Here is a 13,885-nt window from a genome sequence, read left to right as displayed (position 1 = left end):
CATCCATGAAGCGCACTTTCGCCGCTCTCCTGCTAGGAATTCTTGCCGTGACCGCCCTGACCAGCCTTGCCTTGTGCAGCAGCCGCAACCCCAGCTACCCCGATTCCCCCCAGCACCGTGACGGCCGCTTCACCAACCCGTCGCCGCGCCCGCCCATGGGCTGGTGGAACGGCCTGAAACTGACGTGGGCCTTCCTGTTCGACAAGCCCACCGGCACGGTGCCCGACCAGCCGGTGCCGGTGCGCGCCCTGACCCGCGCCGACCTGGATGCCGCCCCCGACCGCAGCCTGTACCGGCTGGGGCATTCCACCATCCTCCTGAAACTGCGTGGCCGTTACTGGATCACCGACCCGGTGTTTTCCGAGCGGGCATCGCCGGTGCAATGGGCCGGGCCAGCGCGCTTTCATGCGCCGCCCATCAGCCTGGACGACCTGCCCCCGCTGGCCGGCGTGATCCTGTCGCACAACCACTACGACCATCTCGACCATGCCGCCGTCCTGCAACTGGCCGGCAAGACCGGGCGCTTCATCACGCCCCTGGGCGTGGGCGACCAGCTGATCGCCTGGGGCATCGACCCCAAGCAGGTCGAACAGCTGGACTGGTGGCAATCCACCGTGGTCGACGACCTGCGCCTGACCGCCACCCCGGCCCAGCATTTCTCGGGCCGCGGCCTGACCGACAGCGACCGCAGCCTGTGGGCGTCGTGGGTCATCCAGGATGACGACCTGCGCGTGTTCTTCAGCGGCGACTCGGGCTACTTCAACGGCTTCAAGGCCATCGGCGATGCCTATGGCCCCTTCGATCTGACGCTGATGGAAACCGGCGCCTACGACAAGCGCTGGGCCTTCGTGCACATGCAGCCTGAAGAAACCCTGCAGGCCCACCTGGACTTGCGCGGCCGCGTGCTGCTGCCGATACACAATGGCACCTTCGACCTGGCCATGCATGCCTGGCAGGAACCCTTCGAACGCATCACGGCCCTGGCCGCGGCGCAAGGCGTGGCGCTGACCACGCCGGAAATGGGCGAGCGCCTGGATATCGCCGCCCCGCAAGCGGGATCGCCGTGGTGGCGCAAGCTGGTGTCCAAGGATGCCGGCGCGCGCGGCGCCATCGGCGCCGCGCAACCCGATTGAAGTGCAACCCAATTGATGTGAAACCCGCCCGGCTTGCCATTCCGGCGCCGGGCTACGTCACCGCGTCACCACCGTGAACTCATTGCCTCGGCCCGGGCTGATCGGAATCGGCTGCGACACATACCCGTTGGCCGGGTCGCGCACGTAGGCCAGATACTCGTTGTCGTGGTCAAACGCGTTTTCGGCCAGGATGAGCGCGCCGGTCTTCAGGCGCGGCTCAAGCAGCTTCAGGATCGGCAAGTACAGGCTGAACGCGCCGTCCAGCAGCACCAGGTCGATCTCGCCCTCGATGTCGGCCAGCGTCTCGCGCGCATCGCCTACCCGCACGTCCACTAGATCTGCCAGCCCCGCCGCGTCCAGGTTGGCGCGCGCGCGCAGCGCCTTGCCAGGCTCCAGTTCGGAACCGATCACCTGGCCGCCGCCCATGTCGCGCAACGCCGCGGCCAGGTGGATCGTGGAAATACCCATCGACGTGCCGAACTCGACGATGCGCGTCGCCCGGCGGGCCTGCGCGCATTGGTAAAGAAAGCGGCCGTATTCCGGCGCGACGTTCAGGAAGTTATCGGCGTAGCCGCGATAGAACCCGCGGATATCGCGGCGTTCTTCCTCGAAGTGATGGGCGACCATATCGGTCATCACTTGTTCCGACAGATCGGCGCCGTCGAACTGCGCCATCAACGGCCGATCCGCTGCTTCCGCTTCCTGGAACAGTCGTTGCAGGGTTTGGGCGACGCGCCCCGTGCTCAATGAATCCATAGCCTCACCACTGAAAAACACGGCGGCGGGACATTCCGCGCGCCGTGTCCAGGCATGGTAGAGAGCGCGCTATTTGGCGGCATTGGGAAAGTTAGCCAAAATAGTTGGAATTCCTGCCAAATCACGCCGCGCCCTTTTCCTGGCTGCCCCTCATGCCTGTCTTCAGTGATCGCTCGTCCGCCGACGACTGGACGGATCCGGACCTGGTCCCCCGCCCCGTCGTCACCTACGGCGCCGCCGGCATCGTCATGGACGCCATGGATGATGATGATCCGCGCCTGCAACGCCATCGCCACACCGTGGATTTCCACCAGCACCACAAGGGCGAACTGCTGCTGGCGCTGCGCGGCGTGCTGACCTGCGAGGTCGAAGGCGGCTTCTGGCTGGTGCCGCCGCAGGGCGCCATCTGGGTGCCTGGCGGCATGCCGCACAAGTTCAGCGGCGCCGGCACCATCGAATGCTACGTGGTCTTCATCGCCCCCGACGCCGCCGCAGCACTGCCGCAACACGCCTGCGCGCTGGTCACCACGCCGCTGCTGCGCGAGCTGATGATCCGGTCCGCCAACCTGCCCATGCTGTATCCCGACGACGGCATCGAAGCGCACCTGGCCACGCTGCTGCTCGATGAAATCGCGATTGCCCCCATCGGCACCCTGCACCTGCCCATGCCCGCCGATGCCCGGCTGCGCAAGATCGTCGACCTGATCCTGGACGATCCCGCCGACCGCGGCACCCTGCAGACCTGGGGCCGGCGCGTCGGGCTGAGCGAACGCACCCTGGCCCGCCTGCTCACGCAGGAAACCGGCATGAGCTTTGGCCGCTGGCGCCAGCAGTTGCACCTGATGCTGGCGGTGAGATGGCTGGGCAGCGGCGCGTCAGTCCAGCGCGTGGCCAATGACCTGGGTTACGAAAGCGCGGGCAGCTTCGTCACCATGTTCCGCAAGGCGCTGGGAACGTCGCCAGGGCGCTATATGGCCGAGCGACGGGAATGAGAGAAACGTCGCGATCCAGAGATAGGGACAGGATGCCGCCATGACGGGATAGCCCCGCCGCAACCCTGCGTTGTTGAAAATTTATCATTGATAAATTATAGTGCCGCTCATCGGGCCAACGCCCGCTTGAGAGCCATCGGCATGACACCACAACACATTGATACGGTTCCGGTCCTGATCGTCGGCGGCGGCATCGTCGGCTTGTCCGCCGCCCTGTTCCTGCAACGCCATCGCGTCCCTTTCATCCTGGTCGAACGCAGCCAGGCGGGTTCGCCGCTGCCGCGCGCCCGCGGCTTTTCGGCCAGGACGCTCGAGCTCTATCGCTCGGTCGGCCTGCAGGACGCCATCGAAGCCGTCGCCAAGACGGCCTGGAAGCAAGGCAAATTCGGCGGCGCACGGCGCGGCCGGTCAATGCTGGAAGCCGAATCGCTGCCGCTGGCAGACATCGCCAAGCTGCACGCCCTGGCCGATCCGTCGCCATGCGAACTGACCGCCTGCCCGCAGACGCTGGTCGAACCTGTGCTGCGCCAGGCCCTGCAAGCGCGTGAGGGCGACGTGCGCTTCGGCTGGGAATTGCTGCGTTTCGAACACCAGGCAGACGGCGTCATCGCAACGGTCCGCGATATCGCGAGCCACACGGAACACACCCTGCATGCCGACTACCTGTTCGCCGCGGACGGCGGCCGCAGCGACATCCGGCGGCGCCTGGGCATCGAACGCCAGGGCATTGACGCCAACCGCCACTACCTGAACGTGTTCTTCGAAGCCGACCTGACCCGCCAGGTCGCCGACCGCACCTTCAGCCAATGCGAGGTGCACAACGACGCGGTCAGCGGATTGTTCCTGGCGATGAACAACGCCACCCGCTGGTCGTTTCACCTGGCCTACGACCCCGCCACGCAGCAGCCCGAGCAATGGTCGGACGACCATCTGACCCGCCTGGTGCAGGCCGCCATCGGCGCCGATATCCCCGTGACCCTGCTGCACCGGTCGCCGTGGAACACGCGCGTCCGCGTGGCCGACCGCTACCGCGACCAACGCGTCTTCCTGATGGGCGACGCCGCGCATCTCATGCCGCCCTGGGGCGGCTTCAACGCCAACACCGGCATCGCCGACGCGCACAACCTGGCCTGGAAGATCGCCCATGTCCTGCAAGGCCTTGCCACCCCCGCCGTGCTCGACACCTACGAGCGCGAACGCCGCCCCGTTGCCCGCCGCAACGGCGAGCAGGCCTGGCTGCGCACCGACTTCGACGCCCGCTTCCAGATTCGCACGGACGGCAACGCCGGTTTCTTTGACCGGCTGGTCGACTATGGCGAACTGCAGATGCGCACCCGCTACGGCGCCGACGACACGGTGCCCGCCCTGCGTGCGCAACCCGGCACGCGCTTTCCGCACGCCTGGATAGAACATCTGGGGCAGCGCCGTTCGACGCTGGATCTATTCGGTGAAGGCTATGTGACCTTGGGCGGCGCCCAGGCACCCCGGCCGGCTGCCGGGACCAGCTACCGGGTGGGGTCGGATTTCCGATTCACCGACGATGGCGTCACCTGGCAGTCGCTGACCGGACTGGCGGATGACGCTGCGCTGACGATCCGCCCCGACGGCATCGTGGACCTTTGACGACGCCCGCGCGCCTCAGGGTGCCGAGTCCGGCACGGCGCGATACACCGCCACCTGGTCGGACCGAATCGATTCCTGCAAGGTGTACGTGGACCCGCCATCGCCCTGCAGCTTCCACTGCTTGCTGGCTTTGGACGCATTGCCGTTGAAGGCCGCATCCGGCACCGCCTGGAAGCTGTCGTAACGGTACAGGGTGTAGGGCACGCCGGGCTTCAGGCCGGACACCGTCACCGTCAGGGTCAGCGGCATGGACGCGGGCCGGGCACTCCCGCCTTCCGGCATTGCGGGTTGCTCGTCGTTGGCGCTCGTGGCCACGCGCACCGGCAACGCCTGCCCATCGCGGTCGATGATCCCCGTGATGGCCAGGCCATGATTGCCGGCACCGCGCGGCAAGGAATAGACCGCGCGGTCTTGCGCATTCGCTTCCTGGCGCGTCGCCTGAAACGCCCCGAAGGCATAGCGGTACCGATAATCCGGCTTGCCGTCCGGCGACCACAGGCCGTGGTCGCTGAACGTCAACACATCATCGGCGGCATAGGCCGCCGGTATCGTCACAGGCCGCGTCGACGACACGCCGGTCACCGACACGATATGGTCATACTGCGCATCGCCCGCGTCGTCGTCGTCCGTATCCTCGAACAGGCGCAGGTTTTCATACACGCCGATCAGGACGGGATGGCCGGACGCCACGTGGGTCTTGACCCACGCCAGGAAGGCATTCGTATCCGCCCCGGGGCCGCCCTTCCACGGCACGGCCTGCAAATGCATGCGCGCGGCCGCGGCAGTGTCATTGACACCCAACAGCAATTGGCTGCCCTGCGCGGCCTGGTCGCGGTTGCGGCTGGCTAGCGCACGGGCGTCGTACTGGGACACATACTGCCCGTAATACAGCCCCGCGCTGATCAGCCCGACTTCGCCGCAATAGCCGTAGTTCGCCGTCCACTGCTGACGCGCCGGAATGTCGTTGGCATGGGTGTAGGGGCCAGCCTGGGCCGCGTGGACAGCTGGCAAGGCCGCCAGCAACGCCCCCTGCGCCAACCGCGCGCCCAGCTTGAAAACGGAATGAAAACCAGACATGCCTATCGCCTTTCATCATCGATGCGCGCCCGTTGCCCGACCGTCGCAGCCGTAGACGATACCCGAAGGCCAGGCGGGCCGGTGCAACACCGGCCCGCAGCACGCCGTCAGTTCGAAAAGTCCGTCGCCTCGGACGCGCCTCGCCAGGCGTCGATGTCCCGGCGCGCCGCGGCCTGCTTCTCGTCGGCATAGCCATTGGCGACCTTGCCCACGAACAGATGCACCGGCGGTTCGGCCACCGACGCGGCCTGCTGAATCAGCAACGCCACCTTTTCCGGGTCCCCGTCCTGCTTGCCGTCCAAACCCTGATGCAGATCCAGCGAGGCTTGCGCCGCGGTGTAATCCGCAATCGAACGCTGGGCGATCACCAGGCTGTTATTGGTCAGGAATTCCGTGCGCACCGGCCCCGGATACACCACCGTGGCCTTGATGCCCAGGTCGGCTGCCTCGGCCGCCAACGTCTCGGTCAGCCCCGCCAGCGCGAACTTGGTCGCCACGTAGCTGCCCCAACCCGCATAACCGCCCATGAAACCGGCGATGGACGCCACGTTGAAGATATGCCCGCTGCGTTGCTGGCGCAGATGCGGCAAGCTGTGACGCAGCACGTGCAGCGGCGCGAACACGTTGACCTCGAAATTGCGGCGCACTTCGTCGTCCGTCAGCGCTTCCACCGCGCCCTGCTGGCCGTAGCCCGCGTTGTTGACCACCACGTCGATGCGGCCAAACGTGGCCATGGTCTGTTCGATGGCGGCCTGGACGCTGGCTTCGGACACCAGGTCGACCTCCAGCGCGAGCAGATTCGCGGTGTCGTTGCCCAGCGCCTTGTGCAGGCTGTCCCGCGTGCGCGACGTCGCCGCGACCTTGTCGCCGCGCGCCAGCAGCTGGCGAGCCAGCGACAGCCCGATGCCGCGGGCGCCGCCGGTAATGAACCACACTTTATTGCCTTGATGATTTTGCATGTTGCCGTGCTCCTGAGGTGAGGGATTGCAGGAACAGATGCTAGGCGCGCCCGCCTGGGCCGAATAGGCACACAGCTATCGGATGATTGCCTATTCCTAAACTCAAGCCCCCACTCTTGCCCAATACCGGGCAGAATCATGCCTAAGACTCTTAGCCGGAGATTCACACGATGGCCACTGCCACCGCCGCCCAGCACCAGATGACCGCCCTGCTCGCCCAGTTGGCCCCCCAAGAGGGCTACACCCGGTCGCGCCTGGACGGCGTGCGCTTCATGCGTGCCAACCGGCCCGTCGGCCGCACCCCCGTGCTGTACGAGCCCAGCATCGTCATCGTCTGCCAGGGGTCCAAGCGGGGCTATCTGGCCGACCGGGTCTACCACTACGACGCGCAGCACTACCTGGTGCTGTCCGTGCCGCTGCCGTTTTCCACCGAAACCGACGCCACCACCGACGAACCGCTGCTGGCGGTGTCCGTGCGCCTGGACATGACGACGGTGGCAGACCTGGCGATCGAAGTGGATGGCGACGACCTCGCGCGGCAAGCGCACGACGCGCCGCGGCCGGCGCCTGGCTCAAGAACGCCAGGCAATGCCGCGCCCGAAGGCATCGTCTCGACCCCGCTGGACGCCACCTTGGCCGACACGACGCTGCGCCTCTTGCGCGCCCTGTCTTCGCCCATCGAAGCCCGGGTACTGGCGCCCGGCATCGTGCGCGAGCTGTGCTTTCGGGTGCTGCAAGGCGAACAAGGCGGCGCCATCCGCGCCGCCCTGGCCAGCCAGGGCAACTTCGGCCGTATCTCGCGTGTCTTGCAGAGCATCCACAACGACTACGCGCGGCCCCTGGACGTCAGCCTGTTGGCACGCGAAGCCGGCCTGAGCGTGCCCGCCTTCCACGCGCACTTCAAGGCCATCGCGCGCACCTCGCCCATCCAGTACATCAAGTCCGTGCGGCTGCACCAGGCGCGGCTGCTGATGATTCGCGACAACCTCACCGCCGCCGCCGCGTCCGCCCGTGTCGGCTACGAAAGCGCATCGCAGTTCAACCGGGAATTCAAGCGGCAATTCGGGCGCAGCCCGGGGGAAGAAGCGCGGGAAATGAAATTCGCGTTCGCGCTGTTGCCGGCGGCGCAACTGGAGGCCGTGGCATCAACGCATTGATCGCAGCGCGCGCTATTCGTGCTGCAGAATATTGACCAACGTCCCCACCGGATCTCTGACGTAGAACCGGCGCACGCCCCAGGGTTCGCTGACCGGGCCATACTCCACGGCAACACCGGCCGCCTCGACCCGGCGCAGCGCCTCGGCCAGGTCATCCACCTCGATCGACAGCGCCGGCAGCGGCGTATCCGCGCCGCCCTGGCTGCCGACACTGAGCTGCACCGTCATCTTGGCCGACCCCGCGTAGGTGCGGATCCAGCCATGGTCCATGGCCAGATCCAAACCCAGGATTTCCCGGTAGAACCGGTCCACCACGGCCGGGTCGGCGGCGGGGATATTGGCGATGATGCGCTTGACTTGCATGGGGCGTCCTAGGGATGGTCTGGTGAGTGTCGCGCGATGCGTTCCCGCACCTCGGGCGATGCCAGGCACATCGCCACCGCCTCGTAGCCCGGCGCGCCAGGATAGGGCGCGACGCGGCGCGGCGGACTGTGATTGGCCGGGCAAAGCAGAATCGCCTCGTCCGGGCCGACCGCAGCAAGATCAAGAATAGCCGTAGAGCGTGTCATCAAAAAGAGCGGCGGTCCCGCATGCCGGGCGCGATGTCGCAGATGCGACATCAGGGCTTGCTGCGTGGCGTGGTCCAGACCTTGCTCCACCATATCCACCACCCACACGTCGGGCCCGTCGGCCAGCAGGCTGGCCAGCAACGCCACCAGGGCGTCGGATCGCGTCGCCCCCTCGCCGACCAGCCACGTCAGTGCCTCTTCGACGCGTGCCTGCAGCGCGGCATCGGCCGCCAGTTGCGCCTTGGCGGCAGCGCATCCGTCGTCCAGGCGATCCACCCCCAGGAAAGCGGCATTGGGCAAGGCCTGGGCCAGGCGCTGCGCCAACCGGGTCTTGCCGCTACCCAACGAGCCGATCAGGTAATTCAAGGGCCGGACGTCCCGCAGTTCGAACCATTCGCCGCCCCACGGCCAGGGCAGCGCAAACGCCGCACGAATGTCTGTCGGCCGACCCAGCAAGCCGGCCAGCGCCGCGCCCGATGGCATCTGACCCTGTGCCAGGTCCGCCTGAATGCTCCGCACCTTGTCCAATTTACCCGCCAGCGCCTGGATGTCGCCGGCCAGCGCCGCATCGTGCGCCGCCAACGCCGCTTGCAGACTGGCCGGATCGCCATCCAGCACCCCGGCCACCTGCGCCAGGCTAAGCCCCAACCCGCGCAACGCCGCCACCTTCGCCGCACGCGCCATGTCTGCGGCAGCGTACATTCGGTACCCCGCCTCGCTGCGGCCCGGGTTGACCAAGCCCTGGCGCTCATACAGCCGCAACGCCTTGACCGACACGCCAAGCCGCCTGGCGGCCTCGGAAGCACTCATGCACGATTGAGAAGCACGCATACATCACCCTTTATGTTGACCAAGAGCCGCTAGCGTGAGGGTGGCCCCAGGGGTCGGGTCAACAGTCGATAGGCGACTTGTGCCCCCTTGTGGCAAGCATAAACGTGAAAGATGCCCACGCGCACAGGCGGGGGTTGGATGAGTTTTCCTGAGGGATGCTACGTTGCCGAGACATCGATGGCTGCCCGCGCAATCGCCGCGTCCTGCTCCGGCGTCCCGCCAGACACTCCCAGCGCCCCCAGCAACGCCCCTTGCGCGTCAAACAACGGCATCCCCCCGCCCATCAGCAACAGGCCCCCTGCGTGCACATGATCAAAGTGCGGCGCCGGCACGCCCACCTGCAACGGCGCATTCAACGCCTCGCTCGGCATCCGGAACATCACCGATGCCCGCGCCTTGGCCAGCGCCAGTTCGTTCGACGCCAGCCACGCGTCATCCATGCGCGTAAACGTGACCAGGTTAGCGCCGTGGTCCAGCACCACGAACACCGCCTTCACGCCGGCCTGCTCGGCAGCCTGGCGGCCCCGGGCCACCAGGCGATGCGCGTGATCAATGGCGATGTCAGGCATTCTGCGACCACTCCGTCGCCTGCCACTGTTTGGCCACATCGATCGTCGCAAGCGGCCGCATCGTGCGGTACAGGTGTTTCTCGGCAGGAATGATCTCGACCATCGCGTCGATCATTTCCTGCGGATCGGCCTGGTTCAGCAGGCTTGCGCTGAAGTCCGGCATCGGCACCACCGCCTTGTCGGCGTCGTACCACTGCACGAAGCTCTCTGCGCCCGTGTCGTTGAAACCCGTGCCAAAGACGCCGGGGTTCACGGTGGCGACCTTCACGCCATGGGGTTCCAACTCGGCCTTCATCGATCCGGCAATCGCTTCGATCGCGTGCTTCGTCGCGCAGTAGATGCCCAGAAACGGCACCACCAGAATGCCGCCCATCGACGACGTCCACACCACCTTGCCCGACCGGCGCGCCACCATCTTGGGCACGATGGCCTGCACCAGCTGCAAATGCCCGAACACGTTGATGTCGAACGATTCACGGACCCGCTGCATCGGGATATCCGCAATCGAGCCCCCTTCCATCACCCCCGCGTTCAGCACCAGCACGTCGGGATCAAAGCGGCCGGCGTGCGCGATGTCGATGCTGTCCAGCAGGTTGAGCTTGATGACCTCCATGGCCACGCCCGCCTCGGCGGCATCTGCCCGCAGGCTGCGCACCTGCGGCCAGGTTTCGGCGGTGGCCACGACCTGGTGGCCCTGACGCGCCAATTCAATCGCCGCGCCCCGGCCAAAACCCGAGCTGGCGCCTGTAATCAAGATCTTTTGCGACATGGTCTGCATTCCTTACGTGCTGGTGTGAATTCCTGCCAGCCAGTGTAGGAAGCCGCTACTATCAAAACAATCACATCAATGCTTGGCGACTCGATGAATCTCATTCACCAATTCAAAGGCTGCGACCTGCTGGCCCTGAACGTCTTCCTGGCCGTCGCCGCCCACCGCAACTTTCGTGCGGCGGCCAAGGAAGTCGACATCACGGCATCCGCGGTCAGCCATTCGATCAAGACGCTGGAACAACGCCTGGGCGTGCGGCTGCTCAACCGCACCACCCGCAGCATGTCGTTGACCGACGCCGGCGAGCGGCTGGCGGCGCGGCTGCGCCCGACCCTGTCATCGCTCAGCGACGCCCTGCAGGAAATCGACGACCTGCGCGAGACGCCCAGCGGCACGGTACGCATCAACGCCAGCGAAGGCGCGGTGCGGTTGGTTCTCAGACCGCTGCTGGCGCGTTTCCTGCGCACGTACCCGCAGGTGCATCTGGATATCGTGTGCGACGGCAGGCTGAGCGACGTGGTGGGCGAAGGCTTCGACGCCGGCATCCGGCTGGCCGAGGCCGTGCCGCAGGACATGATCTCGGTGCGAGTCGGCGACCCGGTACGCTTCGCGGCCGTGGCCTCCCCGGCGTACCTCGCCGCGCGAGGCCGGCCCACGGCGCCGCAGGATCTGCATCAGCATGACTGCATCCGGTTTCGCTTTGACAGCGGGGGCCTGTACCGCTGGGAGTTCGCGCGGCATGGGGTGCAAGAAAGCATCAACGTGAACGGGCCGCTGACGCTGACCGACCAGCCGCTGATGGTGGACGCGGCAGTGGATGGCATCGGCATTGCCTTCGTGCCGGACCATCTTGCGGTGCAGGCGCTGGAGGACGGCAGGCTGGAACGGGTGCTGGAGGATTGGTGCCCGGCATATCCCGGGCTGTGTCTGTATTACTCGGGGCACCGGCATGTGTCGGGTGGGTTGCGGGCGTTGATTGAGATGTTGCGGGAGGCTGTGTGAGGGGCGTCCGTTTACGCGCTTACGCCACCTCTGATAAAACCATCCATCCGCCCACCGTATTACGCCGCCGAGAATTCATTCATGACCGATACGCTGCAACACCTTAGCCAACAACAACGCGAATTCGCCCAGGATCGCGATTGGGAGCAATTCCATTCGCCCAAGAATCTGGCGTCTGCCCTGATCGTGGAAGCGGGCGAATTGCTCGAACACTTCCAGTGGATGACCGAAGCGCAAAGCCGGTCGCTCTCGCCTGAAAAACTCGAGGAAGTCGGCAGCGAGATCGCCGACGTGCTGCTTTATCTCGTCCAGCTGAGCAACGAGCTGGGCATCGATCCCGTGCAAGCCGCGCAGGCCAAGATTCTGGTCAACGCGCAGAAATACCCGGCTGACCGCGCCAAGGGCCGCAGCACGAAATACGATCAGCTTTGACAGCGCCTGGCAGGATCACGGCGCCCTGCCCCGCCTAGCATCACGACACCACCGAACCAGCGCGATCCAGCGCCGGGGCCCGCGCCCGATACTGCTCGATCCATTTCACCGACTGCCCGATTCCCCCGAACGGAAAGAAATGCAGGCTCACCGGTCCATGGGTGTCCGTCAGCCCGGCGGTCAGGCGATCCACAAACACATCCGGCCCCGCCGTGCCAAACAGTTTGCCCAGCGAGATACCGTACTTGGACCACATTGACGCGCAGGCGCTGACGCCACACAGCGCGGCATAGCGCGCCAGCACCGCAATACCCGCAGGCCCCGGCACCCCCACCCGCACGGGGTGGTCAATGCCCCGCTCGCGCAGCGTTTGCAGCCACGCCAGCGCCACATCGGCATCAAATCCGAACTGCGTGATGATCAAGGGCGCCATGCCGCGGCGGGCAATCATCTGGCACTTGCGTTCCAGCACCTCCCACCGATCGGACGCGCTCATGACCGGATGCCCTTCCGGATGCCCGCCTACGCCAACGACCCGGATGCCCGCGCGTTCGAAAACGCCGGTTTCGATCAACGACGCACTGTCGGCAAACGGCCCGACCGGGGTCGACGGGTCGCCTGCGATCACGAAGCAGCGCTCGACCCCGGCTTCAGCCACCGCGCGCGTGACGAACGCATCCAGCTCGGCAAGCGACGCGATTCGGCGTGCCGAAAGATGCGGCATGGGCTCGAAGCCCAGCCCGCGCACGGCCCGCGCGGCAGCCAGTCGCGCCTGGTCGTCCTGGCCGGGCAGGTAGGGAATGGACATGGTCGACCCGGGCAATATCCGGGGCGCCGCGGCGGTCAGCGCGGCAATGTCCTTCGTGCTGACTTCCAACGAATAGCCGTCGGTGATGTGGCGAAGGGACTTGGGCGTACTGGGATGCATCAGGGAATCAGTGAAAGGCCCGCAGAACGGCTCAGCGGACGGTCTGCGTTCAGCGATAGGGTTCAGGCAATGGCTTCCGGCGCAATGGCGGCGACGGGCACGGCGGCGGGATGGCGGGCCAGTTCGATGAAGGCCCGCACATAGTCGATGGCCGTGTCGGCCTCTCGCGCGCCCAGGAAGATCTGCTTGGCGATGCCGCGCACGCCCAGCCGCACGGGCACCACGTCCATCCTGGCGGCGTATTCCTCGACCAGCCAGCGCGGCAACGCAGCCACGCCGCGGCCGCTGGCCACCATCTGCACCATGATGTCGGTGGTCTCGATGGCCTTGTGCCGCCTGGGCGTAACCCCCGCCGGCAACAGAAACTGGTTGTAGATGTCCAGGCGCTCGATGTCCACGGGGTAGCTGATCAGCACTTCCTGGGTCAGCTGCTGGGGCTTCACATAGGCCGCGCCCGCCAGGGGGTGGCCCTTGGCCACGACCAGCACCTGTTCGTAGTCGAATACCGGCTCGAACGTCAGGCCGGGCTTGAACAGCGGGTCGGGCGTGACCAGCAGGTCGATCTCGTAGCCGAACAGCGCGCCGATCCCGCCGAACTGGAACTTCTGCTTGACGTCCACATCCACGTCCGGCCAGGCCGCCAGGTAGGGGGACACCACCTTGAGCAGCCACTGGTAGCACGGGTGGCATTCCATGCCGATGCGCAGCGCGCCGCGTTCGCCCTGCGCAAACTGGCCCAGGCGCTCTTCGGCCAGGTCCAGCTGCGGCAGCACCCGGTTGGCCACCGCCAGCAGGTATTGGCCGGCCTGCGTCAGGCGCAGGCTGCGACCTTCGCGCAGCCAGACGTCGGTGCCCAGCTGCTGTTCCAGCTTCTTCATGCTGTGGCTCAAGGCCGACTGGGTCAGGTTCAGCACGCCCGCGGCGGCTGTCAGTGACCCCTGTTTTTCGACCTGCTGGACGATGCTGAGGTGGATGCGCTCAAGCATTCAGATGATTCTCGCTCATGGATTCGTGAAATAAAACCATTTTACTTCATCACCCCCCTCCTCTAGCATGCGCTTCCGGCTTGTTGCTGCACCTGCACAAAA

At 66.2% G+C, this 13,885-nt stretch carries 15 protein-coding genes; 6 read left to right on the top strand and 9 right to left on the bottom strand.

Features of this window, described 5'->3' with window-relative positions:
* Window positions 1-5 precede the first annotated feature (5 nt).
* Complete coding sequence (locus U858_RS0105400) at window positions 6-1,133, top strand: MBL fold metallo-hydrolase (RefSeq protein WP_025136164.1); 1,128 nt, start codon at window positions 6-8, stop codon at window positions 1,131-1,133.
* A 57-nt stretch (window positions 1,134-1,190) separates the two neighbouring features.
* Here the strand turns inward: U858_RS0105400 and U858_RS0105395 are convergent, their stop codons facing one another.
* On the bottom strand, window positions 1,191-1,889 hold the full coding sequence (locus U858_RS0105395; protein ID WP_025136163.1) for an O-methyltransferase: 699 nt from the start codon (window positions 1,887-1,889) through the stop codon (window positions 1,191-1,193).
* Between the two features lie 152 nt (window positions 1,890-2,041).
* Between U858_RS0105395 and U858_RS0105390 the strand changes: the two genes are divergently transcribed.
* Together U858_RS0105390 and U858_RS0105385 are read left to right on the top strand one after the other, a co-directional pair.
* A complete protein-coding gene (locus U858_RS0105390; protein WP_025136162.1) occupies window positions 2,042-2,881 on the top strand; it encodes a helix-turn-helix domain-containing protein in 840 nt (279 codons plus the stop codon).
* Window positions 2,882-3,022: 141 nt separating this feature from the next.
* Window positions 3,023-4,504, top strand: a complete 1,482-nt coding sequence (locus U858_RS0105385) for an FAD-dependent monooxygenase (RefSeq protein WP_025136161.1) — start codon at window positions 3,023-3,025, stop codon at window positions 4,502-4,504.
* 15 nt (window positions 4,505-4,519) lie between these two features.
* Here U858_RS0105385 and U858_RS0105380 read toward each other — a convergent pair whose 3' ends face one another.
* Together U858_RS0105380 and U858_RS0105375 are read right to left on the bottom strand one after the other, a co-directional pair.
* A complete protein-coding gene (locus U858_RS0105380) occupies window positions 4,520-5,581 on the bottom strand; it encodes a hypothetical protein (RefSeq protein WP_025136160.1) in 1,062 nt (353 codons plus the stop codon).
* A gap of 107 nt (window positions 5,582-5,688) precedes the next feature.
* A complete protein-coding gene (locus U858_RS0105375; protein WP_025136159.1) occupies window positions 5,689-6,540 on the bottom strand; it encodes an SDR family oxidoreductase in 852 nt (283 codons plus the stop codon).
* A 170-nt stretch (window positions 6,541-6,710) separates the two neighbouring features.
* Between U858_RS0105375 and U858_RS0105370 the strand changes: the two genes are divergently transcribed.
* A complete protein-coding gene (locus U858_RS0105370; protein ID WP_042884344.1) occupies window positions 6,711-7,697 on the top strand; it encodes an AraC family transcriptional regulator in 987 nt (328 codons plus the stop codon).
* A 12-nt stretch (window positions 7,698-7,709) separates the two neighbouring features.
* Here U858_RS0105370 and U858_RS0105365 read toward each other — a convergent pair whose 3' ends face one another.
* The 4 genes from U858_RS0105365 to U858_RS0105350 all read right to left on the bottom strand — a co-directional run bounded on the left by U858_RS0105365 (window position 7,710) and on the right by U858_RS0105350 (window position 10,435).
* Window positions 7,710-8,060: a VOC family protein gene (locus U858_RS0105365; RefSeq protein WP_025136157.1), complete on the bottom strand. Its 351-nt coding sequence runs from the start codon at window positions 8,058-8,060 to the stop codon at window positions 7,710-7,712.
* Between the two features lie 8 nt (window positions 8,061-8,068).
* Complete coding sequence (locus tag U858_RS0105360) at window positions 8,069-9,097, bottom strand: MerR family transcriptional regulator (protein WP_025136156.1); 1,029 nt, start codon at window positions 9,095-9,097, stop codon at window positions 8,069-8,071.
* Between the two features lie 158 nt (window positions 9,098-9,255).
* Window positions 9,256-9,666: a heme-binding protein gene (locus tag U858_RS0105355; RefSeq protein WP_025136155.1), complete on the bottom strand. Its 411-nt coding sequence runs from the start codon at window positions 9,664-9,666 to the stop codon at window positions 9,256-9,258.
* Complete coding sequence (locus tag U858_RS0105350; protein WP_025136154.1) at window positions 9,659-10,435, bottom strand: SDR family oxidoreductase; 777 nt, start codon at window positions 10,433-10,435, stop codon at window positions 9,659-9,661. Before U858_RS0105350 ends, U858_RS0105355 begins: the two co-directional genes overlap by 8 nt.
* A gap of 93 nt (window positions 10,436-10,528) precedes the next feature.
* Here U858_RS0105350 and U858_RS0105345 point away from each other — a divergent pair, with 93 nt between their 5' ends.
* A complete protein-coding gene (locus U858_RS0105345) occupies window positions 10,529-11,437 on the top strand; it encodes a LysR family transcriptional regulator (RefSeq protein WP_025136153.1) in 909 nt (302 codons plus the stop codon).
* An 81-nt stretch (window positions 11,438-11,518) separates the two neighbouring features.
* The gene (locus U858_RS0105340; protein WP_025136152.1) at window positions 11,519-11,869 is read left to right on the top strand and encodes a nucleotide pyrophosphohydrolase; all 351 of its coding nucleotides are present in this window, start codon (window positions 11,519-11,521) and stop codon (window positions 11,867-11,869) included.
* 40 nt (window positions 11,870-11,909) lie between these two features.
* On the opposite strand, the gene U858_RS0105335 is transcribed toward U858_RS0105340, so the two are convergent.
* Entirely contained in the window at window positions 11,910-12,797 is an 888-nt protein-coding gene (locus U858_RS0105335) for a methylenetetrahydrofolate reductase (protein ID WP_042884341.1), read from the bottom strand.
* 62 nt (window positions 12,798-12,859) lie between these two features.
* Window positions 12,860-13,783, bottom strand: coding sequence for a LysR family transcriptional regulator (locus U858_RS0105330; protein WP_025136151.1), 924 nt, complete (start codon window positions 13,781-13,783; stop codon window positions 12,860-12,862).
* Window positions 13,784-13,885 lie beyond the last annotated feature (102 nt).

Origin of the sequence: Achromobacter sp. DH1f (assembly GCF_000633435.1) — a bacterium.
GTDB lineage: Bacteria > Pseudomonadota > Gammaproteobacteria > Burkholderiales > Burkholderiaceae_B > Achromobacter > Achromobacter deleyi.
Note: the sequence above shows the minus strand (reverse complement) of the source record. Positions and strands in the feature narration are given on the sequence as shown.

Excerpts from the sequence above, each read along its gene's own strand:
- U858_RS0105400 (WP_025136164.1), top strand. The coding sequence starts at position 6 with ATGAAGCGCACTTTCGCCGCTCTCCTGCTAGGAATTCTTGCCGTGACC.
- U858_RS0105395 (WP_025136163.1), bottom strand. The coding sequence starts at position 1,889 with ATGGATTCATTGAGCACGGGGCGCGTCGCCCAAACCCTGCAACGACTG.
- U858_RS0105390 (WP_025136162.1), top strand. The coding sequence starts at position 2,042 with ATGCCTGTCTTCAGTGATCGCTCGTCCGCCGACGACTGGACGGATCCG.
- U858_RS0105385 (WP_025136161.1), top strand. The coding sequence starts at position 3,023 with ATGACACCACAACACATTGATACGGTTCCGGTCCTGATCGTCGGCGGC.
- U858_RS0105380 (WP_025136160.1), bottom strand. The coding sequence starts at position 5,581 with ATGTCTGGTTTTCATTCCGTTTTCAAGCTGGGCGCGCGGTTGGCGCAG.
- U858_RS0105375 (WP_025136159.1), bottom strand. The coding sequence starts at position 6,540 with ATGCAAAATCATCAAGGCAATAAAGTGTGGTTCATTACCGGCGGCGCC.
- U858_RS0105370 (WP_042884344.1), top strand. The coding sequence starts at position 6,711 with ATGGCCACTGCCACCGCCGCCCAGCACCAGATGACCGCCCTGCTCGCC.
- U858_RS0105365 (WP_025136157.1), bottom strand. The coding sequence starts at position 8,060 with ATGCAAGTCAAGCGCATCATCGCCAATATCCCCGCCGCCGACCCGGCC.
- U858_RS0105360 (WP_025136156.1), bottom strand. The coding sequence starts at position 9,097 with ATGCGTGCTTCTCAATCGTGCATGAGTGCTTCCGAGGCCGCCAGGCGG.
- U858_RS0105355 (WP_025136155.1), bottom strand. The coding sequence starts at position 9,666 with ATGCCTGACATCGCCATTGATCACGCGCATCGCCTGGTGGCCCGGGGC.
- U858_RS0105350 (WP_025136154.1), bottom strand. The coding sequence starts at position 10,435 with ATGTCGCAAAAGATCTTGATTACAGGCGCCAGCTCGGGTTTTGGCCGG.
- U858_RS0105345 (WP_025136153.1), top strand. The coding sequence starts at position 10,529 with ATGAATCTCATTCACCAATTCAAAGGCTGCGACCTGCTGGCCCTGAAC.
- U858_RS0105340 (WP_025136152.1), top strand. The coding sequence starts at position 11,519 with ATGACCGATACGCTGCAACACCTTAGCCAACAACAACGCGAATTCGCC.
- U858_RS0105335 (WP_042884341.1), bottom strand. The coding sequence starts at position 12,797 with ATGCATCCCAGTACGCCCAAGTCCCTTCGCCACATCACCGACGGCTAT.
- U858_RS0105330 (WP_025136151.1), bottom strand. The coding sequence starts at position 13,783 with ATGCTTGAGCGCATCCACCTCAGCATCGTCCAGCAGGTCGAAAAACAG.